The organism is Paenibacillus silagei (assembly GCF_017874735.1).
GTDB lineage: Bacteria > Bacillota > Bacilli > Paenibacillales > Paenibacillaceae > Paenibacillus_AQ > Paenibacillus_AQ silagei.
Genome location: NZ_JAGGLV010000011.1, coordinates 213,814 through 236,321, shown reverse-complemented (window position 1 = coordinate 236,321; position 22,508 = coordinate 213,814). Strand labels below are relative to the sequence as shown.

At 55.0% G+C, this 22,508-nt stretch carries 19 protein-coding genes, 1 rRNA gene and 1 riboswitch; all 20 genes read left to right on the top strand.

From position 1 onward, the window contains the following. Positions 1–93 (top strand): 5S ribosomal RNA (rrf, locus tag J2Z70_RS17995); the annotation flags it as partial. A gap of 229 nt (positions 94–322) precedes the next feature. Beyond that, positions 323–1,081 (top strand): acyl-[acyl-carrier-protein] thioesterase, encoded by a 759-nt coding sequence (locus tag J2Z70_RS17990; protein WP_209875534.1) that lies wholly within the window; start codon positions 323–325, stop codon positions 1,079–1,081. A 58-nt stretch (positions 1,082–1,139) separates the two neighbouring features. Then, complete coding sequence (locus tag J2Z70_RS17985) at positions 1,140–1,814, top strand: RNA polymerase sigma factor (protein ID WP_245368321.1); 675 nt, start codon at positions 1,140–1,142, stop codon at positions 1,812–1,814. Further along, on the top strand, positions 1,789–2,922 hold the full coding sequence (locus J2Z70_RS17980) for a DUF4179 domain-containing protein (RefSeq protein WP_209875532.1): 1,134 nt from the start codon (positions 1,789–1,791) through the stop codon (positions 2,920–2,922). Before J2Z70_RS17985 ends, J2Z70_RS17980 begins: the two co-directional genes overlap by 26 nt. A gap of 268 nt (positions 2,923–3,190) precedes the next feature. Next, positions 3,191–5,329, top strand: coding sequence for a DNA topoisomerase III (locus J2Z70_RS17975; protein ID WP_209875530.1), 2,139 nt, complete (start codon positions 3,191–3,193; stop codon positions 5,327–5,329). 141 nt (positions 5,330–5,470) lie between these two features. Continuing rightward, complete coding sequence (locus tag J2Z70_RS17970; RefSeq protein ID WP_340956253.1) at positions 5,471–6,691, top strand: MFS transporter; 1,221 nt, start codon at positions 5,471–5,473, stop codon at positions 6,689–6,691. Between the two features lie 78 nt (positions 6,692–6,769). Then, positions 6,770–7,033, top strand: coding sequence for a DUF1294 domain-containing protein (locus J2Z70_RS17965; RefSeq protein ID WP_209875529.1), 264 nt, complete (start codon positions 6,770–6,772; stop codon positions 7,031–7,033). Between the two features lie 50 nt (positions 7,034–7,083). Continuing rightward, positions 7,084–7,518 carry a universal stress protein gene (locus J2Z70_RS17960; protein WP_036730952.1) on the top strand — a complete coding sequence of 145 codons (435 nt, stop codon included), beginning with the start codon at positions 7,084–7,086 and terminating at the stop codon, positions 7,516–7,518. A 190-nt stretch (positions 7,519–7,708) separates the two neighbouring features. Next, positions 7,709–8,020 carry a DUF2628 domain-containing protein gene (locus tag J2Z70_RS17955; RefSeq protein ID WP_209875528.1) on the top strand — a complete coding sequence of 104 codons (312 nt, stop codon included), beginning with the start codon at positions 7,709–7,711 and terminating at the stop codon, positions 8,018–8,020. Positions 8,021–8,278: 258 nt separating this feature from the next. Continuing rightward, positions 8,279–8,380: riboswitch (purine riboswitch) on the top strand. Between the two features lie 230 nt (positions 8,381–8,610). Further along, on the top strand, positions 8,611–9,096 hold the full coding sequence (purE, locus tag J2Z70_RS17950; protein WP_209875526.1) for a 5-(carboxyamino)imidazole ribonucleotide mutase: 486 nt from the start codon (positions 8,611–8,613) through the stop codon (positions 9,094–9,096). Beyond that, positions 9,093–10,463 (top strand): 5-(carboxyamino)imidazole ribonucleotide synthase, encoded by a 1,371-nt coding sequence (gene purK, locus J2Z70_RS17945; RefSeq protein ID WP_245368320.1) that lies wholly within the window; start codon positions 9,093–9,095, stop codon positions 10,461–10,463. Before purE ends, purK begins: the two co-directional genes overlap by 4 nt. A gap of 6 nt (positions 10,464–10,469) precedes the next feature. Next, entirely contained in the window at positions 10,470–11,765 is a 1,296-nt protein-coding gene (gene purB, locus J2Z70_RS17940) for an adenylosuccinate lyase (RefSeq protein ID WP_076080170.1), read from the top strand. Between the two features lie 375 nt (positions 11,766–12,140). Then, positions 12,141–13,031 carry a phosphoribosylaminoimidazolesuccinocarboxamide synthase gene (locus J2Z70_RS17935; RefSeq protein WP_209875524.1) on the top strand — a complete coding sequence of 297 codons (891 nt, stop codon included), beginning with the start codon at positions 12,141–12,143 and terminating at the stop codon, positions 13,029–13,031. Between the two features lie 163 nt (positions 13,032–13,194). Beyond that, positions 13,195–13,440, top strand: coding sequence for a phosphoribosylformylglycinamidine synthase subunit PurS (gene purS / locus J2Z70_RS17930; protein ID WP_019913657.1), 246 nt, complete (start codon positions 13,195–13,197; stop codon positions 13,438–13,440). A gap of 5 nt (positions 13,441–13,445) precedes the next feature. Beyond that, complete coding sequence (purQ, locus tag J2Z70_RS17925; protein WP_036730944.1) at positions 13,446–14,135, top strand: phosphoribosylformylglycinamidine synthase subunit PurQ; 690 nt, start codon at positions 13,446–13,448, stop codon at positions 14,133–14,135. Continuing rightward, the gene (gene purL, locus J2Z70_RS17920; protein WP_209875522.1) at positions 14,113–16,359 is read left to right on the top strand and encodes a phosphoribosylformylglycinamidine synthase subunit PurL; all 2,247 of its coding nucleotides are present in this window, start codon (positions 14,113–14,115) and stop codon (positions 16,357–16,359) included. The genes purQ and purL overlap by 23 nt, the downstream gene beginning before the upstream one ends. Continuing rightward, on the top strand, positions 16,344–17,840 hold the full coding sequence (gene purF / locus J2Z70_RS17915; RefSeq protein ID WP_209875520.1) for an amidophosphoribosyltransferase: 1,497 nt from the start codon (positions 16,344–16,346) through the stop codon (positions 17,838–17,840). The genes purL and purF overlap by 16 nt, the downstream gene beginning before the upstream one ends. An 851-nt stretch (positions 17,841–18,691) precedes the next feature. Continuing rightward, positions 18,692–19,732 (top strand): phosphoribosylformylglycinamidine cyclo-ligase, encoded by a 1,041-nt coding sequence (purM, locus tag J2Z70_RS17910; RefSeq protein WP_209875518.1) that lies wholly within the window; start codon positions 18,692–18,694, stop codon positions 19,730–19,732. Continuing rightward, positions 19,732–20,346 (top strand): phosphoribosylglycinamide formyltransferase, encoded by a 615-nt coding sequence (gene purN, locus J2Z70_RS17905; protein WP_209875516.1) that lies wholly within the window; start codon positions 19,732–19,734, stop codon positions 20,344–20,346. The genes purM and purN overlap by 1 nt, the downstream gene beginning before the upstream one ends. A gap of 602 nt (positions 20,347–20,948) precedes the next feature. Then, positions 20,949–22,496 (top strand): bifunctional phosphoribosylaminoimidazolecarboxamide formyltransferase/IMP cyclohydrolase, encoded by a 1,548-nt coding sequence (purH, locus tag J2Z70_RS17900; protein WP_036730931.1) that lies wholly within the window; start codon positions 20,949–20,951, stop codon positions 22,494–22,496. Positions 22,497–22,508 lie beyond the last annotated feature (12 nt).

Here is a 22,508-nt window from a genome sequence, read left to right as displayed (position 1 = left end):
CCACACGTACCCATCCCGAACACGACCGTTAAGCCCTCCAGCGCCGATGGTACTTGGACCGAAGGGTCCTGGGAGAGTAGGACGTTGCCAAGCACACAAGACCACTGTTGAGAAATCAATAGTGGTCTTTTTGTATTTTCGGGGAAGCCTTGTGGACAGGTTGTGAGTAGATTCCAGGTCTTCTTACAAGTGGCGCATAGTTATACACATGTGGATAGATTTAGTTTTTTTGATACTTCTCCCCAAATGATGTGGATATCCGGTACAATAATGTGGATAGGTACCGAAAATTGGGGATAGACAGGTGAAGGAGCCAAAAGTTATGGATAAGCATAGCAGCTTTTTGTGGACAGAGCAGTTCAGGGTTCAGGCAAGTGACACGGATTACCGTTCAAGGGGCAAGCTCTCCTTCCTGCTGGATATCATGCAGCGTGCTGCGGATTCGGCTGTAAGCAGCCTGGGGCTAAGTATGGAGAGTATGCTCAAGGCGGGCATGGGCTGGATGGTCATCACCCTGGATCTGAATCTGCAGCGTCTGCCATCCCCGGGTGAGCTTCTTGAGGTACATACCTGGAGTAAAGGAAACAAAGGACCGCTCTGGCAGCGGGATTACCGGATCTATGACGCCCAAGGTGTAGAGCTTGCTTCGGCGCGATCGATCTGGGCCCTTGTGGATATCGGGAAGCGGAAGATTTTGCGTCCGTCAGCCTTGCCTATTGTTGTTGAGCCGTATTTAGAAGATTCCGTAGGGAGTCTGCCGGATAAAGTAATCCTTCCACCCGAACTTCTCTTGCAGGAGACTTACAGTTATCAGGTAAGATATAGCGGGCTGGATAACAACAAACATCTTAACAACGCGCGATATGCAGATTTATGTTGTGATGCCCTGGCGCTGGAGGAGTGGGAGGAGTTAGAGCTTACGGGGCTTCATATCACCTATGCCCAGGAAGCCAAATATGGTGAAGAGATCAGTGTTATGCGTTCTTCTCTGACTGAAGATGGGGTATATGTGCGCGGGCAAGGCGGGGAGCGGATCTTTTTTGAAGCTTGCCTGAAGCTTGGAAGAAAGGTTGATGTCTGAGAGAGACTTACATAGCGTTAAATCTAGACAGTTGCTCGAATTTCAGGGGAACTGTCTTTTGTTATATTTGCTATTTCCTTATATGTCACAAATGCACAATTGGCATTCGTTATACAGGTGTAAAAGGAAAGTGGAGGTGATTCCTTTGGAGCAAGGCAACCCCGGGGGCCCAATGAATCCAAATAAGATTGAAGAAGCCATTCATCAGGTACACGCAGGAGACAGGCAAGCGTTCTCAACCATAATTAAGGAGTATGAAAGAAAGATTTACACGTATTGCTACTATCTCCTAAGGAGCCGTGAAGAAGCGGAGGATGCTGTGCAGGATATATTCGTTAAGGTGTATCAGCAGCTTGGGCGTTATGAACGGCGGGTTTCTTTTTCGGCCTGGCTATATAAGGTGGCTTATCATCATTGCCTGGACCAGCTTCGCAGGCGTAAGCGCCGCAGCCGGTTACTGTCCCTTTATAAGCTGCAACTGATGACGAATCAACAAGCGTTGCCGGAGGAGTCGCCGGTAGACCGGATTTTTGAAAATCTCACTTCGGAAGAGCGGGGGCTATTAATCCTTCGTGTCATTGAACAATACAGCTTCGAAGAGATCTCAATGATTACTGGAAGCAGTTCGGCGGCGCTGCGCAAAAAATACGAACGGCTCCGTAAAAAACTGATTCAGCAAAAAGCGGATGAAAAGGGAGGGTGTGCTCATGGAGAAGTGGCAGAATCAAACTGAGAAGCAAATGCTGGAACGTATTCGCAGCAGCGTCGGAAGAGTAGAGCTTCCTGTAGATAGCTATAATGAGCAGATTATGAACCGGATCGAACATTTGGAGACCAGAGGAGGAAATAAATTGCTTAAAAAGACGCTGGCAGCCGCAAGCATAGCTGTAGTAATAGGGTTAGGTACGATAACCGCAGGGTTCATCTCTCCTGCTTGGGCCGATACCTTGAGTCAAATTCCTGTCTTCAGCAGTATATTCAAGCACACGGAGAACCCGGGACTGAAATTAGCGGCGGAACAGGGCCTGACTACTTCACCTAATATGAGCGTTACCAAGGATGGAGTGACTTTAAGTGTTACGGAGGTATTTTATGACGGAATCCAGTTGGCCATCGGCTTCGAAAGAACCGGAGTAGCAGATGAGCGGGTGCTTGCGGAGATTACTGATTTTAAAACCCATGAATTCGATCAATCAACTAAAGGACTGCTGGGTCTACCAGAGGTTACTCTGGCGACAGGAGAGCCTATCGGCTTCGGTTCTTCTATCACAGGTGACGTAAAAGGACAACCGAACACCCTCTTATTGGAGCTTAGAGAACTGCACAATGCTTCGGCTCTCGGAGACGAATTCAAGGTGAATATCCGCGTACCGGTTGCCCAGATCGCCGAGCCGTTTGAGTTCGAGGTAACAGCGAAGAAGCTTGCGGAGGGAATCATCAACCTTACCCCGGGCCAGGGAGCGAGCAAAGACTCCTTCCATTATAAAGTAAAGAGTCTGGACATCACGCCTGCTGCCATGAGGATGATCATCACCAGTGAAGGGGAAGTGCCTGCATCACCGGAGCAGACAGGAGAATATGGTCCAACGGCGGTATTCTATGAGCTTGTGGATGATGCAGGTAATGTTGCTGCTTCCAAGCAAGGATATGCCTTGATGAAGGCTGTTCAGCATCCTATTGTGGATAGCCTGTACAATACCTTCCCGCAAACCCCTAAGACGATTACGGTCAGACCGTATACAATGACTTTGGATAATGATCTGAAGCTCTTGTTGGATGACAATGGGAAACCGGTGAGAACTTATCATAAGGACCTTGAGAGCACTATAGTGATTCCATGAACCCGCGAACCGTGAAAACGGGAATGGGTAAGATAGGCTGAGCCCTTGTCCGCGTCTGCTGTGCAGATGCGGGCTTTTTGCTTATTAGAGTATCGTTAATGGAATGTAGACTTCACTTACCGAGTTCGGATGGTGGGGTCCCAGATGCTCCTTTCGGCTGGGGGATGATTCTAGTCTAGCTGAAGTGAAGGGAATTCGGCCTGATGATAATTGCGGACTTGTATGTCATGGTATAATAGGTTGTTGATGACAGGGAGGGGATTGGACGATGAAGGTATTAGTATTGGCAGAGAAGCCGTCGGTAGCCCGTGAGATTGCGCGGGTGCTGGGCTGTGGGAATAAACAGAAGAGTTATATGGAAGGTCCGAAATATGTGGTGACCTGGGCGCTGGGGCATCTGGTTGGCCTGGCTGAGCCTGAGGACTATAACAATAAATATGCAACCTGGGCGCTGGAGGATCTGCCGATTCTTCCAGAGAAGGCCAAGCTGAAGGTGCTGCGCGAGACCAGCCAGCAATATAAGGCTGTGCAGCAGTTAATGAAGCGGCAGGATATAGAGGAGCTGATCGTAGCAACGGATGCGGCGCGTGAGGGTGAGCTGCTGGCCCGCTGGATTATGAATATGGCAGGCTGGAAAAAACCGTTCCGGCGGCTGTGGATCTCTTCGCAGACGGATAAGGCCATTAAGGAGGGCTTCGCTTCGCTGCGGCCTGGACGGGATTTCGACCGGCTGTATGAATCTGCCCGCTGCCGTGCTGAGGCGGATTGGATGATCGGGCTGAATGTGACGCGGGCCTTAACCTGCAAGTTCGGCGCGCCGCTCTCTGCGGGGCGTGTGCAGACCCCTACCCTGGGAATGATTATGGACCGGGAGAATGAGATTATCGGCTTCCGTTCCCAGGAATATGACCTGCTGACTGGGGATTTCGGGAATTTCCAGGCGGGGTGGCGTGCGCAGGGCGGGGATGGCCGGATTTTTGACAGGGAGAAGACGGGGGTCCTCAAGGAGAAGCTCACGGGCCGCAGCGGACGGATTACTAAGGTGCAGAAGAGCGAGAAAAGCGAGCCGCATCCGCTGGCTTACGATCTGACTGAGCTGCAGCGGGATGCCAACCGTAAATACGGCTTCTCAGCGAAACAGACCTCAAGTGTGCTCCAAAAGCTGTATGAACAGCATAAGCTGGTCACCTATCCGCGTACAGACAGCCGTTATCTGACCGCTGATATGACGGGCACGCTAAAAGAAAGGCTCGACAGCGTGGCTATCGGTCCTTATGCAGCTCTCGCCAGGCCGCTGCTGCGGAAGCCGCTGCCGATTACGAAGCGGATTGTCGATGACAGCAAGGTCAGCGATCACCACGCGATTATTCCGACAGAGCAGACGGTGCTGCTCAATCTGCTGAGTGCGGAAGAGCGGAAGCTCTACGATCTGATCGTAAGGCGGTTCATCAGTCTGTTCTATTCTCCGGCCCGTTATGATGCCGTAGCTGTGACGGTAACCGTAGATGGTGAAAGCTTCTATGTGAAGGGAACTACCATCAAGGATGCAGGCTGGCGTGAGGTATACGGCGGAGATATGAGCTCGGATGACGACGAGGAGGATGCGGGGGATGAACCCGCAGCAGGCAGTGTGAAGCTGCCGGAGCTGCGGGAAGGCGACCCTGTGAAGGTGGATCGCTGCATCATCAAGCCGGGACGGACACAGCCGCCGAAGCGTTATAATGAAGCCACGCTGCTGACGCAGATGGAGAAGCATGGGCTGGGGACACCGGCCACCCGTGCGGATATTATTGAGAAGCTGGTCAGCTCGGATACGATTGAACGGCAGGGCAATCTGCTGCATCCGACCGGCAAGGGTAAGCAGTTGATTGAGCTGGTCTCGGGGCAGCTGCGTACACCGGAGCTGACGGCACGCTGGGAAGCGGAGCTGGAGAGAATTGCGCGCGGGCAGGGGCGCCCGGAGCCTTTTTTACAGGGTATCCGGAGTATGGCCCAGGAGCTGGTGTCCGGGGTGAAGAACAGCGGAGCGGAATACAAGCCGCATAATGTCTCTAACAGCCATTGTCCGGAGTGTGGAACAAGGATGTTAGAAAAGAAGACCAAACGCGGCAAGCTGCTGGTCTGTCCGAAGGAGGACTGCGGCTACACCCGGGCGGGCGAGAAGCAGCTGTCGAACCGCCGTTGCCCGCAGTGCCATAAGAAGATGGAGATGAAGGAAGGCAAGGCCGGAAAGTATGTGCAGTGCCTCGGCTGCGGAATTACAGAGACGATGGATAAGGACCACAAGCATATCAACAAACGCGAGCAGCAGAAGCTGGTGCAGCAGTACAGCAAGACGGAAAGTGCCGGCAACAATCTTGGGGACCTGCTGAAGGCTGCGATGGAAGCGAAACAGAAGGGCAAGTAGCCGCAGGAAGCCAAAGTAAGGCTGTCCAAGGGACGGCAGATATGCTTTACTGTAGAAGATTGATACGGGGTCAGGCGTTAGGGCTCCGGTAAATAGAGTGGGGCAGGTGGAGAAGTGGCGGCGGCTGAAGGGTTAGCGGGTGTGACGAAAGCGGCAGAGGCCCCGGGTACGAAGGGGAGCAGCCGGTTGTATTTTCTGGTGATCGTCTTTATGTTCTGGTTCTCTTCTTATATCTATGTTCCGGTGCTCTCGCCGTATGTGGAGCATCTGGGAGCTTCTTATGTCATGGTGGGAGCGGTGCTGGGGATCTACGGCCTGATGCAGATTCTGTTCCGGCTGCCGATAGGGATGGGTTCAGATGTGCTTAACCGGCGGCGGCCGTTCATTTATCTGGGGCTGATCGCAAGCGGAGCGAGCTGTCTGCTGTTCCTGGCAGGGGCACATCCGGGCTGGGCGCTGGCGGCGCGGGCGGTTTCGGGGATAGCAGCATCGGCGTGGGTCGTGTACTCGGTGATGTTCGCGGGGTATTTTCCGAAAGAAGAGGCGGGCAGGGCTATGGGTATGCTCCAGTTCACCACGGTGATTGCCCAGTTAACCAGCATGATGATCAGCGGCTATATCGTAGACCACTTCGGCTGGAATACCCCGTTCATCATCGGTGGGATTGTGGCGGTGGCCGCGATGCTGCTGGTCGTCCGTCTTCCGGAGCAACAGCTGGAGAAGCGCACGGCGATTAAGCTCAAGGATCTGGCCGGTGTCGTGAAGGAGCCGCTGCTGGTAAAAGTATCACTGTTATCGGTGCTGGCCCATTGTGTGCTGTTCATTACAATGTTCGGCTACACGCCGAATCAGGCGCTCTATATTGGCGCGAGCAAGGGGAGTCTCGGCTGGCTGACGCTGGCTTTTATGCTGCCTCATGCGGTAGCGACCCTCTATGGTGCGCGGCTGTTCGGCCGGTGGCTGGGGGACCGGGGGACGCTGATGCTCGGTTTTGCCGGAAGTGCGGTGTTCACGCTGCTCATCCCTTCGATGCCAACGCTTGCGGCGTTATGTGCCACACAGATCGGGAACGGCTTCATGCAAGGCCTGATCTTCCCGCTGCTGCTGGGTAAATCCGTCTCCGGGGTAGCTCCGTTCAAGCGGGCGACAGCGATGGGGTTCTATCAGGCGGTGTATGCGATCGGCATGTCCGGCGGTCCTTTTGTAGCGGGATGGATGAGTGCGGCGTACGGTCTGCGCGGAGGCTTCTGGCTGGGCGCTATTGCAGCGGTGCTGGCGGCGGTGCTGTCCTGGTTCTGGATCAGGGAAGCCGGAGCCGCAGGCGGGCGGAGCAAGAAAGAGCGGCAGTTGCAGGGCCGGTGATGTGAGGTTATTGGTTTTTTGCCGGAAAGGGTAATATAATAGAGAGCAGATAGGATGCTAGGAGGAGGGGCCGGAGGGATGGTCAAGGTGGTATTGCTGTGGTTCGCGCTGATCAACATTATCGGGTATGTAGTGATGTCGGAAGACAAGAACAAGGCCCGGAAAAGACGGGATCGGGTGCCGGAGAAAACATTGTTTCTGCTGGCGTTCATGGGCGGTGCGCTGGGTGTGCTGACTGCCATGTACCGCAAACGCCACAAGACAAGGCATACTTCCTTCAGACTCGGAATTCCGCTGCTGCTGCTGCTGAATATGGTGCTGTATGGATATTTTTTGAGGTAAGACCTTTGCAGGCTTGGTAATGATGTAAATAATAGAAAGAGGTGGCGTATATGTTATTCTCTAAAATTCTGCTTGCCTATGACGGTTCAAAGGCTTCGAATCAGGCTCTGGAACGGGCGATTGAGCTGGCTAAGGTAACTCCGGGGTCCTCCCTGTACGTCGTACACGCATTTGAATTCCCGCGGTTCTTCATCGGGGAAGCGCTCGCGCCTCTGCCGGCATCGGTGAACAAGGATTATTATGACCTCGCGGTCCAGACTACGGATGAAGTGAAAAGCCGGCTGGAAGCCGAAGGTCTGAATGCTACGGTAGAATTGCTGCAGGGATCGCCTGCGGAAATTATTCTGAATTATGCCAAGGAGCAGGGTGCAGATGTAATCGTCATCGGCAGCCGGGGGCTGGGCGGTATCCGGGAATTCGTTCTGGGCAGCGTCAGCCATAATGTGGTGCAAAGTGCGCGCATTCCGGTGCTGGTTGTTAAATAATAGGAACTTTAGTAGAGGAACGCTGCGGCGTTCTTTTTTTTCGGGCTAAAACAGAAGAATTCAGAGAAAATAGTTTTGAAAGTTTGTTATATTCATACAAAAGACACAGAAGAGAGAAAAAAAGATTGTATTTATCTTGTCATATATTGTAATGTTATTGGTATAAATGACCATTAGGGGGACTTAAGTCGTGCATGTAAGATTACAAAATAGTGCGGGAGTAGTGAAAGAGGTTAAAGTAGGATTTAGCTGGACTACCTTTTTCTTCGGATTTTTTCCGGCTTTGTTCAGAGGGGATTTAAAATGGGCTGTGATTATGTTTATTACAGCATTTGCAGCGGGATTTTTCACCTTTGGTATTGGGGCATGGATACCAGGATTCATCTTTTCTTTTGTATATAACAAGATCTTTATCAAAGACCTGTTGGATAAAGGCTATCGCCCAGCCGATCAGGGCGACCAATACACATTGCAGGCCAAGGGAATTATTTCCGCAGCCTAAACCCGGCTAAGTATTAACTGCAGCGGAGTAATTCAGACAGGCGGAATCCAATCAACGATTATAAGAAACAGCGGTATTCTCTTAAGGGGAGAAACCGCTGTTTTTTGTGTTTTGGGAAACGAAGTCTTCAGGGTATGGACAGGCCTTATCGAATAAATTGGGGGATAATAGTAATAGATCCTATCAAAAAGCGAACGTTTTTTCGAGAGGATATGTTAATGTTCGTGTTTAAGTTGACATACAGTGTAGGGGGTTGTTAAACTTAAGGTATGAACAGCTCGTATATCTCCGGGGATAGGGCCCGGAAGTTTCTACCCGGGAACCGTAAATTTCCGGACTACGGGGATTTGGAAGGCATAAGGCGACATCGCTTGCGGTCTGTCCGGAAGAGTGCATGCTGTCCTGTTTCGTGTCGCTCCCTGACGGGAGCGCGAAAATTGTCTAATCATTCCTCCGAAGTCCGAATTTCCCGCAAATGCGTTAGGAAATCGGGCTTTTTTTATGCGAAATATGGAAAACTATAAAGAAATAGCTCAAGATAGAGAATGTAGAAGATCAATTATTTATGTGAAGGAAAGGCAGGTTGAGTTATGTCAGTACAGGTATCTGTTATTATGGGAAGTAAATCAGATTGGGAAACAATGCAACATACCTGTGAAGTGCTGGAGGAGCTGGATATAGCTTATGAGAAAAAGGTTGTCTCCGCACACCGCACACCGGATCTGATGTTCCGTTATGCCGAGGAGGCGGCAGAGCGCGGCCTGCGGGTCATTATCGCCGGAGCGGGCGGCGCGGCACATCTGCCGGGTATGGTGGCTGCTAAGACCACGCTGCCTGTTATCGGGGTTCCCGTACAGTCGAAGGCTTTGAACGGCATGGATTCGCTGCTGTCTATTGTGCAGATGCCTGCGGGCATCCCGGTAGCGACGGTAGCGATCGGACGCGCCGGAGCTATCAATGCGGGACTGCTGGCGGCGCAGATCATCGGCGCCTTCGAGCCGGAGGTAGCGCAGCGGGTGCAGCTGCGGCGCGAGGCGACTCAGCAAGAGGTGCTGGAAAGCAGCGAGAGTCTATGAGCCTGGAGGAGCTGAAGGCCGGACGGCTGGAGGGTGGCGCGGAGCGGGCTGAGGTTGAAGGCGAAGCGGGCGGTGCTGAGGTGGAACGGGCGGTAAAGGCTGCAGGCGAAGCTGAAGGTGCCGGGGCGGAGCGGGCGATAAAGGCTGAAGGCAGAACGATAGATGCCAAGGCTGGGGCAGAGCGGGAAGAGACCGGGGCGCAGCCGCCGCGGACGCTGCTGCCCGGCGCAACGATCGGCGTGCTCGGCGGCGGGCAGCTCGGGCGCATGATGGCGCTGTCCGGCAGCGCCATGGGCTACCGCTTCGTGGCGCTGGACCCGGCAAAGGATGCGCCGTGCGGGCAGGTTACGCCGCAGATCACGGCGGCGTATAACGACCGGGACGCTGCGCGCGAGCTGGCGCGGCGCTCCGACGTCATCACGTACGAGTTCGAGAACGTGGACGCGGGCGTAGCCGCGCTGCTGACGGAGGAATCGTACGTGCCGCAGGGCAGCGCGCTGCTGTATACGACGCAGCACCGGCTGCGCGAGAAGGCGGCGATCGAGGCTGCCGGCGTGCCCGTTGCGCCCTACCGCAAGGTCGGCAGCCTGGCGGAGCTGGAAGCGGCGGCTGCCGAGCTGGGCCTGCCCTGTGTGCTGAAGACAGCCACAGGAGGATATGACGGCAAGGGACAAGCCGTGATCCGCAGACCGGAAGAGCTGGCCGCAGCGTTCCGGCAAGTCGCGCCGGGTGCGCAAGCAGATGTACCGGAGCTGGTGCTGGAGAAATTCATCACCTTCAAATGTGAGATTTCGGTCATCGCCGCCCGGAGTGCCTCGGGGGAGGTTAAGAGCTTCCCGCCTGCCGAGAACATTCATGTGGATAATATCCTGCATCTCTCGATTGTCCCTGCGCGGGTGCCGGAGGAGATTCAGCGGCGGGCCTGCGAGCTGGCCGAGCGGATTGTCTCCGGCATGAAGGCGGTCGGGCTGCTGGCGGTTGAGATGTTCGTGACGGAGGATGGAGAGCTGTTCGTCAATGAGCTGGCACCGCGTCCGCATAACTCCGGCCATTACACGATGGATGCCTGCGTGACCTCGCAGTTCGAGCAGCATGTGCGGGCGATCTGCAATCTGCCCCTGGGCGATACGAAGCTGCTGACTCCTGTGGTGATGGTGAATGTACTCGGCGAGCATCTGGACGGAGCCGTTCAGGCAGCCTGCCGTGCGAATGAAGAGGCAACCCGGCTTGGGATATCGCCCAAGCTTCATATATATGGCAAGACCGAGAGCAAAACCGGCCGTAAAATGGGCCATATCAACCTGCTCTGCAAGGATACCGGCGACGGATTGTCCTGGGTAGAGCAAACTAACCTTTGGAGGAACTGACAAGCTATGATTGAACGTTACAGCAGACCTGAGATGCGGGCCATTTGGACCGAAGAGAATAAATTCAACGCGTGGCTGGAGGTTGAGATTTGCGCCTGTGAGGCGTGGGCCGAGCTGGGAGTGATCCCGCATGAGGATGCCGCGAAGCTGCGCAAGGATGCCAAATTCGACATCGCGCGGATTGATGAGATTGAACTGGAGACGCGCCATGATGTGATTGCTTTTACCCGTGCAGTATCCGAGAGTCTTGGCGCAGAGCGCAAATGGGTGCATTACGGACTAACCTCGACAGATGTGGTCGATACGGCGCTGGGTTACCTGCTGCGTCAGGCCAACGAGATTCTGGAGCAGGATATTATCCGGTTCATTGAGATTCTAAAAGACAAAGCCATCGCCTACAAGGATACCCCAATGATGGGCCGTACCCATGGCGTACATGCAGAGCCCACGACATTCGGCCTGAAGATGGCACTGTGGTATGAGGAAATGAAGCGGAACCTGGAGCGCTTCCGTCATGCGGCGAACGGCGTGCAATTCGGCAAAATCTCCGGGGCCGTCGGCACCTATGCCAACATCGACCCGTTCGTGGAAGAATTCGTCTGCCGCAAGCTGGGCACCAGCCCGGCACCAATCTCCACGCAGACCCTGCAGCGTGACCGTCACGCAGAGTATATGGCGGCGCTGGCACTGGTTGCCACTTCCCTCGACAAGTTCGCTACCGAGATCCGCGCTTTGCAGAAGAGTGAGATCCGCGAGGTAGAGGAGGCTTTTGCCAAGGGTCAAAAGGGTTCGTCCGCCATGCCGCATAAGCGTAATCCGATCGGCTGCGAGAATATCTCCGGCCTGTCGCGCGTCATCCGCGGCCATATGATGACAGCTTACGAGAACGTGCCGCTGTGGCACGAACGGGATATCTCGCATTCCTCCGTGGAACGGATTATCCTGCCGGATGCGACCATGCTGCTCAACTATATGCTGAACCGCTTCGGCAACATCGTGAAGAACCTGACCGTATTCCCTGAGAATATGAAGCGCAACATGAACCGTACCTTCGGCGTTCCGTTCTCCGGCCGTATTCTGACGAAGCTGATCGACAAGGGCTTCAGCCGTGAACAGGCGTACGACACTGTGCAGCCGCGTGCGATGCAGGCCTGGGAGGAGCAGACCCAGTTCCGTGACATCGTGGAAGCAACCCCGGAGATCACGGCCGTGCTTAGCGCAGAAGAGATCGAGGATGCGTTCAATCCTTCTTGGCATCTGAAGCATGTGGACACCATCTTCCGCAAGCTGGAGCTGATCTAATTTCTATAAAAATAGTAAGTCAGTGGTGAACTGATGAGCTGGAGAAGATAGGGGCGGAGCCATGGGGGAGTTTTGTTCCCGGGAAGCGCAGCAACAGCGGAATAAGATTAGGTATTAGGGTTAAAGGAGGAACGGAGAGGAATTTTGGAACTGTAGAAGCGTTAGCGTTCGCCTTTATGGTCAGATTTCTACCACAGCCTGTGGTTAAATCAGAGAAATATGACCATAACAGCGATCGGAAGTCCAAAACTTCCCGCAGTGACCCTATTAACCCGAAGGTGTAGTCAATTCCTTGATGCGAAGCGCAGGAAACAAGCCTCCCAAAGCTTTTAGCCCAAATATAAGCAAGATCATTTGTTCAAGGGAGGAAAGGTCATGACATCATCGGCCGTATCCACTGCCGTGGAATTAATAAATGCGCCGCTGCTCTACAAAGGCAAGGTTCGTGAGCTGTACGATTTGGGGGATGAGGTGCTGATCGTTGTGACAGACCGGATCTCCGCATTCGATTACGTGCTGGACCCGGCGGTGCCGGACAAAGGCAATGTGCTGAACCGGCTTAGCGCCTTCTGGTTCGGAGAGACCAAGGAGCTGATCGAGAACCATGTGGTTCATATCGATGTGGACCGGCTCGGAGACATTGTGAAGGACCGTGAAGCGCTGAAGAACCGCATCATGGTCGTCCGCAAAGCCCAGCGGATTGATATCGAATGTGTCGTGCGCGGCTGCATTACAGGCGGCGGCTGGCGGCAGTATCAGGAGACCGGCAAGGTGAACGGAATCGGGCTTCCTAAGGGACTGCGCAAGAATGCAGTGCTGGACGAACCGATTTTCACACCGGCAGCCAAGAATGATGTCGGCCATGATGAGGATATCCCTTTTGAACAGATGCAGGAGCTGATTGGTGCAGAGCTTGCACTTGAGCTGAAGGAGAAGAGCCTGAAGCTGTTCGCTTTTGCCAGAGAATATTGTAACGATCGCGGCATCATCCTGGCAGATTGCAAGTTCGAGTTCGGTCTGCTGGACGGTAAGGTGATTCTGATCGACGAGATTTTTACACCGGATGCTTCCCGCTTCTGGGCCAAGGACAAGTACGCACTGGATATTGAGATCGACAGCATGGATAAGGAGCCGGTTCGCACGTACCTGTCAGCCTCCTCCTGGGACAAAAATAGTAAGCCGGACCCGTTGCCGCCTGAGGTGGTCGAAGAGACGTCGCGCCGGTACCTGGATATCTATCACCGCCTCACTGGAAAGTCGTTGTAGCGGGATGACCTGAGACGTAGATATCCGTAGAAATAGCCGTACGAAATGCAACTAAAGCTAATTTTGCCGGGAATATTGAGAATATAGTTGTACATTATGCAGTTAAGCAAGCTGCCATTAAGCCTAATTCAGTTCATTAAACTCTAGGAGGAACTACAAGCGTATGTTAAAAGCGACAGTCTACGTCACCATCAAGAAAAGCGTGCTCGATCCCCAAGGTGTAGCCGTGCAAGGAGCCTTGCACTCCGTTGGTTTCCAGGAAGTTGAAAGTCTGCGTATCGGCAAATATATGGAGCTGACCCTCGATACCGATAACCGCGCAGAAGCGGAAGGACGCCTGAAGGAAATGTGCGAGAAGCTGCTGGCCAACACGGTGATCGAGGATTACCGCTACGAATTGGAGGACTAAACGTCATGAAATTTGCGGTACTTGTCTTTCCAGGCTCCAATTGTGACATTGACTGCTACAAGGCAGTAGAAGACAGCCTCGGCGAACCAGTGGATTATGTATGGCATACAGCGACGGACCTGTCGGCGTATGACTGCATTCTCGTGCCAGGCGGCTTCTCTTATGGTGACTATCTGCGCTGCGGCGCAATCTCCCGGTTCGCTCCGGTAATGGCTGAAGTGGCTAAGGCGGCAGAGCAGGGCAAGTTCGTGCTTGGTATCTGCAACGGGTTCCAGATTCTGACCGAAGCAGGTCTTCTGCCGGGCGCGCTGCGCCGCAACATGTCGATGAAGTTCCGTTGTCATGACACGGTGCTTAAGGTCGTTAATAACACAACCCCGTTTACTATTGACTATGCGAAGGATGAAGAGATCGTCATTCCGATTGCGCATGGCGAAGGCAATTATTATTGTGATGAAGAGACGCTCGCAGAGCTGCACGCGAATAATCAGATCGTTTTTACCTACAGTGACAACCCGAACGGTTCGGTGGCTGATATTGCCGGAGTCAGTAATAGGGCGGGCAATGTAGTCGGCATGATGCCTCACCCGGAGCGTGCAGCGAATAGCCTGCTGGGCTCGGAAGACGGCAAACGGATGTTCACATCCATTCTCAAGACATGGAGGGATCGTTATGACGCAGCAAGTATCCGCTAAGGAGCCGACCGCAGAGCAGATCGCGGAGCAGAAAATCTACAGTCAGTTCGGTGTATCAGACAGCGAATATGAGCTCATTACCTCCTTCATGGGACGTAAACCCAACTATACAGAAATCGGTGTGTTCAGCGTCATGTGGTCTGAGCACTGTGCATATAAGAACTCCAAGCCGCTGCTGAGCCGCTTCCCGACAAGCGGGCCTAAGGTGCTGATGGGACCGGGCGAAGGCGCGGGCATCGTGGACATCGGTGATAACCAGGCCGTTGTGTTCAAAATCGAAAGCCACAACCATCCGTCGGCGGTAGAGCCTTATCAGGGCGCGGCGACCGGGGTGGGCGGGATTATCCGCGATATTTTCTCCATGGGGGCAAGACCGGTAGCGCTGCTGAACTCCCTGCGGTTCGGGAAGCTTGAGAGTGACCGGGTAAAATATCTGTTCGAGCATGTCGTGTCCGGGATCGCAGGCTACGGCAACTGTATTGGCATTCCGACCGTCGGCGGGGAGATCATGTTCGACGACAGCTATGACGGCAATCCGCTGGTTAATGCAATGTGTGTCGGTCTGATTGATCATGATAAAATCCAGCGCGGTGTCGCCAAAGGGGTAGGTAACCCCGTGTTCTATGTAGGTCCGCCTACTGGCCGTGACGGCATTCATGGTGCGACCTTCGCCTCTGTGGAACTGAGTGAAGAATCTGAAGCCAAGAAGACAGCAGTTCAGGTCGGCGATCCGTTCATGGAGAAGCTGGTGATGGAATCCTGCCTGGAGCTGATCGACAGCGGCATCGTCCTCGGCATTCAGGATATGGGCGCAGCTGGACTGACCTGCTCCAGCGCCGAAATGGCGAGCAAGGCGGGGAATGGTCTGGAGCTGTATCTGGATCAGGTGCCGCAGCGTGAAGACGGGATGACCCCGTATGAGATGATGCTCTCGGAATCCCAGGAGCGGATGCTGTTCGTGGTGGAGCCTAAGGATGAGGCCCAGGCCCAGGAAATCTTCGATCGCTGGGGCGTCATTTGCCGCAAGGTCGGCAAGGTGACCGATGATGGCCGCCTGAAGCTGTTCCATCAGGGCGAAGTGGTCGGCGATATGCCGGTCAAGGCGTTGGTGGATGAATGTCCAATCTATAACAAACCGTCTGCGGTTCCTGCTTACTACGAGGAGAATGCAGCGATTGATACACTGCGTTATGAGGAAGTGACTGATCTGGGCGGCGCGCTGCGCACCGTACTGGGATCGCCTACCGTAGCAAGCAAAGCATGGGTATACAATCAATACGATTACATGGTCCGCACCAGTACGGCTGTTCGTCCGGGTTCCGATGCGGCTGTAGTAACTATCCACGGTACACGTAAGGGGCTGGCGATGACTACGGACTGTAATGGCCGTTACGTCTATCTCGACCCAGAAGTGGGCGGACGCATTGCTGTTAGCGAAGCTGCGCGCAATATCGTCTGCTCCGGTGCCCAGCCGCTGGCGATAACGGACAACCTGAACTTCGGCAGCCCGGAGAAGCCGGAGATCTTCTGGCAGATGGAGCGTGCGGTAGACGGTATGGCGGAAGCCTGCCGGGTGCTGGATACACCGGTCATCGGCGGAAATGTCAGCTTATACAATGAGAATGCTTCGGGAGCTATCTACCCGACACCGGTTGTCGGTATGGTAGGTCTCATTGAAGATACCGATCATATTACAACCCAGGCCTTCAAGCAGGAAGGCGATACTGTACTACTGCTGGGCGTTACAAAGGCAGAGCTGGGCGGCAGTGAATTCCAGTATGCCGTTCACGGCTTGACTGAAGGCCGTCCGCCGGAGCTGGACCTGGCGACAGAGCGCAAGCTGCTGGATGCTGTGCTTGCTGCGATCCGCAGCGGTCTGGTCCGTTCGGCGCATGACTTGTCGGAAGGCGGCCTTGCCGGAGCACTTGCTGAGAGCTGCATCAGAGGAAGCATTGGAGCGAATATTGAGCTGTCTGCCGGCGGACTTCGCCAGGATGTAGCACTGTTCAGCGAGAGCCAGTCCCGTATCCTCCTGACTTCGGCACCTGACCGTGCAGAAGAGCTGAAGGCTGCAGTTGCCGCTTATGGCGTACCTGTTGAGATCATTGGAACCGTTGGCGGGGACCGCCTGCGTGTGGCGCTGGACGGCGCGGCTGCACTGGATGAAGCTGTTAGCGAACTCAAGACCATTTGGGAGGATGCTATTCCATGTCTTATGAAATAAAGACCGGGAACAAGCAGGAAGCCCCTATCCTGTGGACCGGCGACTTTTACAACGAAGGAACGGGCTCGGGAGATATTTTTGACACATTAAAAGAGGAATGCGGCGTCTTCGGGGTCTTCGGACACCCGGAAGCCGCTTCCATGTCCTACTACGGCCTGCATGCTCTGCAGCATCGCGGGGAAGAGAGCGCGGGCATCTGCGTAGCGGATGGACGCGACTTCAACTATCACCGCGGCATGGGCCTGGTGAAGGAAGTCTTCGACAAAGACAAGATTGCTTCGCTGGTGGGAGACATGTCCATCGGCCATGTGCGTTACTCCACCAGCGGAGACAGCCGGCTGACCAATGCGCAGCCGCTGGTCTTCAAATACCGTGACGGCGATCTCGCGATTGCCACGAACGGCAATATCGTTAACGAACCGCTGATCCGCAAGCAGCTCGAGCAGGGCGGCTCGATCTTCCAGACGACCAGTGATACCGAGGTGCTGGCGCATCTGATTGCGCGTTCGCAGAAGGATTTTGTCGAAGCGACGAAGGATGCCTTGTCGCAGCTGGTCGGCGGCTTCGCCTTCCTCTTGATGACCAATGACAAGCTGATTGTCGCATCAGACACCCACGGACTCCGTCCGCTTGTGATGGGCCGTCTGGGCGAAGCCTATGTCTTCGCTTCCGAGTCGTGTGCGCTTGAAGTAATCGGTGCCCAGCTGGTGCGTGATATTGAACCGGGTGAACTGTTGGTGCTGGACCAGAACGGCTTCCGTGAAGAACGCTTCGCCGAGCCTAAGCGCAAAGCGCTGTGCGCGATGGAGTACATCTACTTCGCCCGCCCGGACAGTGATCTTAACGGCTCCAACCTGCACTCCGCGCGCAAGCGCATGGGTAGCCGCATGGCGCTCGAAGCCTTCGTGGATGCGGATATTGTCACCGGCGTGCCGGATTCCAGTATCTCCGCCGCCATCGGCTATGCCGAACAGACGGGCATCCCGTACGAGCTGGGGCTGATCAAGAACAAGTATACCGGCCGCACGTTCATCCAGCCCAGCCAGGAGCTGCGTGAGCAGGGCGTGAAGATGAAGCTCAGCGCGGTACGCCGCGTCGTGGAAGGCCAGCGCGTAGTGATGATCGACGATTCCATCGTGCGCGGCACGACCTCGCGCCGGATCGTCAACCTGCTGCGCGAAGCCGGAGCCGTAGAGGTCCACGTGCGGATTACCTCGCCGCCGTTCAAGAATCCATGCTTCTATGGCATCGATACCCCGGACCGCCGTGAGCTGATCGCTTCTTACAAGACCATCGCCGAGATGTGCGAGGAGATCAACGCCGATTCCCTGGCGTTCCTCTCCCCTGACGGACTGATCCAGTCCATCGGCGGCTATAATAGTGACGACTACAAAGGCGGCCTCTGCCTGTCCTGCTTCGACAATGATTACCCGACGCAGGTGGATTTCGGCGGGGAAGAGAAGGACGGATGCTCGTGTTAACATCCCCCTAAGTCTGTGGGTCTCATCCCCCTAAGTCCCCCTTGCGAAGGGGGATTCCGGAGGGCGCTGCCCTCCGGCCACCCGAAAGTTTGGTGGGAGGAGTTTGCTCTAAACTTGCTAAGAGGGCGTGGGTGCGCGTCCCCGCTTTGTCCCTGTGTGCTGCGCACGGCCGGGACACGCTTCGCGGCGCTGCACCCCCGGCGGCCTGCGGTCCGCCGGGCCCTCTGGCTCCAGAATCTGTCCTGTTTGCTGCGCAAATCCGGAGATTCTGTCGCCCCAGAGACCGCACGGCTTCGCCCCGTGCGGGGAAGTGCCCCAGAACCCGCCCTGTTTGCTGTCGCAAAATCGGAGGTTCTGTCGCCTTAAGGATCGCACGGCTTCGCTCCGTGAGGTAAGGCCTGCAGAACCCGTCCTGTTTGCTGCGCAAATCCGGAGGTTCTGTCGCCCCAGAGACCGCACGGCTTCGCCCGTGCGGGGAGAGCTCCCGCCCCCGTCCTGTTTGCTATCGCAAAGTCGGGGGAGCGGTTGCCTAAGGAGGCGCTGGGCTTCGCCCACAGCGCCGAACCCTTGCTGCTGTGCAAGGCGCGAAATTTCGGCTTGCGGTACGGGTTTGAAAACCCGGTGGTTGGAGTCATGGAGAGGAAATTTGGAACTGTAGGAGCGGTAGCGACCGCCTTTATGGCCCGATTTCTACCGCAAACAGCGGTATCAATCAGGAAATCGGGCCATAACAGCGGCCGGAAGTCCAAATGTTCCTCGGAATGACGACTATAACCACCCCCCAGAAGGGGGTTCAAATCCCTGCTGCCCCGAACCCGCGCTCTAAACTAATTTAAATGAGGTGCTCAAAAGTGTCGGAAGCTTATAAAAACGCCGGAGTGGATATTGCGGCTGGCAATGAAGCAGTAGAACGCATGAAGAAGCATGTGAAGCGCACATACCGTCCGGAAGTGATGACGGAGCTGGGCGGCTTCGGCGCCCTGTTCGGCCTGAATAAGGACAAGTACGAAGAGCCGGTTCTCGTATCGGGAACAGACGGTGTGGGCACGAAGCTGAAGATCGCGTTCGCGGCTGACCGCCACGACACGATTGGCATCGATGCGGTCGCCATGTGCGTGAATGACATCGTGGTACAGGGCGCTGAGCCGCTGTTCTTCCTCGATTATCTGGCCTGCGATAAGGTCGTGCCGGAGAAGATTGAAGCCATTGTCTCCGGGATCGCCGAAGGCTGCCATCAGGCGGGCTGCGCGCTGATCGGCGGCGAGACCGCCGAGATGCCGGGCATGTATGCGGCAGGCGAGTATGATATCGCCGGATTCACCGTCGGTGTGGCCGATAAGGCGAAGCTGGTAACCGGAGCAGACATTGCTCCAGGAGACACAGTAATCGGACTGGCTTCGAGCGGAATTCACAGCAACGGCTTCTCGCTGGTGCGCAAGCTGCTGCTGGAGGAAGACGGTTACGGCCTGGATGAGGTTGTGCCGGAGCTGGGAGCGCCGCTGGCGGATGTTCTGCTGGCCCCAACCCGGATCTACGTGAAGCCGCTGCTCGCTCTGCTCGAGCAGCTTCCGGTCAAGGGCATGGCCCATATTACCGGCGGCGGGTTCATCGAGAACATTCCGCGCGTATTGCCGGAGCATGTGAATGTAGAGATCAACTACGGCTCCTGGCCGATTCAGCCGGTCTTCAGCCTGATGCAGAGCAAGGGGCAGGTAAGCAACCGCGACATGTTCACAACGTTCAATATGGGCGTGGGGCTGGTGCTGGTCGTGGCGGAAGCGGACGGAGAGCGTGCGCTGGAGCTGCTTAAGGCGAGCGGGGAAGAGGCTTACCGGATCGGCACGGTTACTGAGGGAGAGCGCATCGTTACCTTTACGGGAGCTGAAGTCTGATGGAGTGGGGCCGAATCGCTGTCTTTGCCTCCGGAACAGGCAGCAATTTCGCTGCACTGGTCCAGGCACAGCGGGAGGGCAGGCTGGGCGGAGGCAGCATAGAGCTGCTGGTCTCGGACAAGCCGGAAGCGCCTGTAGCACAGCGGGCAGAGGAGGCAGGCATTCCTGCTCTGCTGCTGCGGCCGAAGGACTTCGCGGGCCGGGAGCAGTATGAAGCCGCGATTGTGGCTGAATTGCAGCGCCGGAACATCGGACTGGTGGTGCTGGCCGGCTACATGCGGCTGATCTCCCCTGTTCTGCTCGCACCGTATGCCGGACGGATCATCAACATTCATCCTTCGCTGCTGCCGGCGTTTGCCGGGAAGGACGCGATCGGGCAGGCGCTGGAGTATGGCGTGAAGCTGACGGGTGTGACCGTGCATTTTGTCGATGGAGGCATGGATACCGGACCGGTGATCGCCCAGCGCAGCGTGGAGGTCCAGTCTGGAGATACCGCTGAATCGCTGGCTGCACGCATCCATCAGGTGGAATACGCGCTGTATCCTGAGGTAGTGAGTGCTTTTGCGGCAGGAAAAGTAGAATTGAACGGAAGAATGACGACCATTGCCGAATAAGCGAAGCTGCTGTATAGCTGCCTGGATTGACTGTTGAACCGGAGTGATTTCGACATTTCAGGCAAGCCCCGGCCGATTCTGATATTTCTCGGGAAATACTTCACAAGTGGCAGTAATTGACGGAAGATCTGGCGGCTTGGCCTGAAATTGCGAAAATACAGGTTTGCTGGCATAAGGACAAAAGGATATATAGCAGGACAGAAACACCAGAAACAACCAGAACACCTGATTACCTGAATTACCACCCTATTCTACAAGATTCGTGTCTGTAATCATCCAGTGTTCATCCGGCAATCATCCACAGTTACAAGGTAATTCTAATTTAAAGGTTATAGTATTCCCAACCCAATAAGCTAAGCTACAGTAACAGGTGGATTTTCTCCAACTAATCTGGCTGATAGATGCGGTGAGCGGAGCGTAAGTGGAAAAAGTACAGCTAATCTGACCCCAATCGAGTGATTTAGCTTATCTGGCGTTATTTAAGTGTATATTTTCCAACTACTGCGCCGCTACGTGCTTACCTGCCGAAATTAGATGACAAAAATCCAACTAAAACCTACACCCCAATAATCTAGCGTGAATCCAGAGGAGGACTATTCAAAGTGAGTATCAAGAGAGCGCTGGTCAGCGTATCGGACAAACAGGGCATCGTGGATTTTTGCCGCGAGTTGTCTGCATTAGGCGTAGAAATTATCTCCACAGGCGGCACCAGCACACTTTTGGCGAAGGAAGGCGTTCCGGTCATTGGCATCTCTGATGTTACCGGCTTCCCTGAGATCATGGATGGACGCGTCAAAACCCTGCATCCAGCTGTACACAGCGGCCTCCTGGCCGTTCGTGACAACGAAGAGCATACCCGTCAGATGAATGAGCTTGGCCTTGATTACATCGACCTTGTCGTGGTGAATCTGTATCCGTTCGCGGAGACGATTGCCAAGCCGGATGTGTCTTATGAAGAGGCTATCGAGAACATCGATATCGGCGGACCGACCATGCTGCGTTCTGCGGCGAAGAACCATGCGTTTGTCAGTGTGGTGGTGGATGCGGCCGACTACGCGAATGTGCTTGAAGAAGTACGCGCCGGTGGAGATACAACCCTTGCAACCCGCAAACGTCTTGCGGCCAAAGTCTTCCGCCATACGGCGGCTTACGATGCCCTGATTGCCGATTATCTGGCGAATGTCACCGGTGAACCGCTGCCGGAGCGCTACACGGTCACTTATGAGAAAATCCAGGATCTGCGCTACGGGGAGAACCCGCACCAGAAGGCTGCGTTCTACCGCAAGCCGCTGGCGGCGCAGGATACCCTGACGGCTGCTGAGCAGCTGCACGGCAAAGAGCTGTCCTACAACAATATCAATGACGCGAACGCAGCGCTCCAGATTGTCAAAGAATTCGAAGAGCCTGCGGTTGTAGCCGTGAAGCATATGAATCCTTGCGGTGTGGGCGTGGGCACAAGCGTCTATGAAGCGTATCAAAAAGCGTACAATGCGGACCCTACCTCCATTTTCGGCGGAATTGTGGCAGCCAACCGGATTATTGATGCGGATACGGCTAATCTGCTGAAGGATATTTTCCTCGAAATCATCTTGGCCCCAGGCTTCACAGACGAAGCGCTGGAGATCCTGACGAAGAAAAAGAATATCCGCCTGCTTAAGCTGGGCAACCTCAGCACCGCTGCATCCCGCAAGAGCAGCTTTGTGGTCACCTCCGTTGAAGGGGGAATGGTGGTGCAGGAGAGCGATGTACACTCTGTGAATCCTGAGGAATTGCAAGTGGTAACCGACCGCAAGCCTACCGAAGAAGAGCTGAAGCAGCTGTTGTTCGGCTGGAAGGTTGTGAAGCATGTGAAGTCCAACGCCATCGTGCTGGCGGCTGACGATATGACAGTCGGTGTAGGTGCAGGACAGATGAACCGTGTCGGTGCGGCCAAGATTGCCATTGAACAAGCAGGCGAGAAAGCGAAGGGTGCTGTGCTGGCATCAGATGCCTTCTTCCCGATGGGCGATACACTGGAAATGGCTGCGAAGGCGGGCATTACGGCGGTTATTCAGCCGGGAGGCTCGATCAAGGACGAGGAATCGATTAAGGTTGCCAACGAATACGGCATTGCCATGGTCTTCACCGGCGTACGCCATTTCAAACACTAGCACGCTGGGAGG

Excerpts from the sequence above, each read along its gene's own strand:
- purN (WP_209875516.1), top strand. The coding sequence starts at position 19,732 with ATGGAGTGGGGCCGAATCGCTGTCTTTGCCTCCGGAACAGGCAGCAAT.
- J2Z70_RS17965 (WP_209875529.1), top strand. The coding sequence starts at position 6,770 with ATGGTCAAGGTGGTATTGCTGTGGTTCGCGCTGATCAACATTATCGGG.
- purS (WP_019913657.1), top strand. The coding sequence starts at position 13,195 with ATGTTAAAAGCGACAGTCTACGTCACCATCAAGAAAAGCGTGCTCGAT.
- J2Z70_RS17935 (WP_209875524.1), top strand. The coding sequence starts at position 12,141 with ATGACATCATCGGCCGTATCCACTGCCGTGGAATTAATAAATGCGCCG.
- J2Z70_RS17975 (WP_209875530.1), top strand. The coding sequence starts at position 3,191 with ATGAAGGTATTAGTATTGGCAGAGAAGCCGTCGGTAGCCCGTGAGATT.
- J2Z70_RS17960 (WP_036730952.1), top strand. The coding sequence starts at position 7,084 with ATGTTATTCTCTAAAATTCTGCTTGCCTATGACGGTTCAAAGGCTTCG.
- purQ (WP_036730944.1), top strand. The coding sequence starts at position 13,446 with ATGAAATTTGCGGTACTTGTCTTTCCAGGCTCCAATTGTGACATTGAC.
- J2Z70_RS17990 (WP_209875534.1), top strand. The coding sequence starts at position 323 with ATGGATAAGCATAGCAGCTTTTTGTGGACAGAGCAGTTCAGGGTTCAG.
- purE (WP_209875526.1), top strand. The coding sequence starts at position 8,611 with ATGTCAGTACAGGTATCTGTTATTATGGGAAGTAAATCAGATTGGGAA.
- purK (WP_245368320.1), top strand. The coding sequence starts at position 9,093 with ATGAGCCTGGAGGAGCTGAAGGCCGGACGGCTGGAGGGTGGCGCGGAG.
- purL (WP_209875522.1), top strand. The coding sequence starts at position 14,113 with ATGACGCAGCAAGTATCCGCTAAGGAGCCGACCGCAGAGCAGATCGCG.
- purB (WP_076080170.1), top strand. The coding sequence starts at position 10,470 with ATGATTGAACGTTACAGCAGACCTGAGATGCGGGCCATTTGGACCGAA.
- purF (WP_209875520.1), top strand. The coding sequence starts at position 16,344 with ATGTCTTATGAAATAAAGACCGGGAACAAGCAGGAAGCCCCTATCCTG.
- J2Z70_RS17980 (WP_209875532.1), top strand. The coding sequence starts at position 1,789 with ATGGAGAAGTGGCAGAATCAAACTGAGAAGCAAATGCTGGAACGTATT.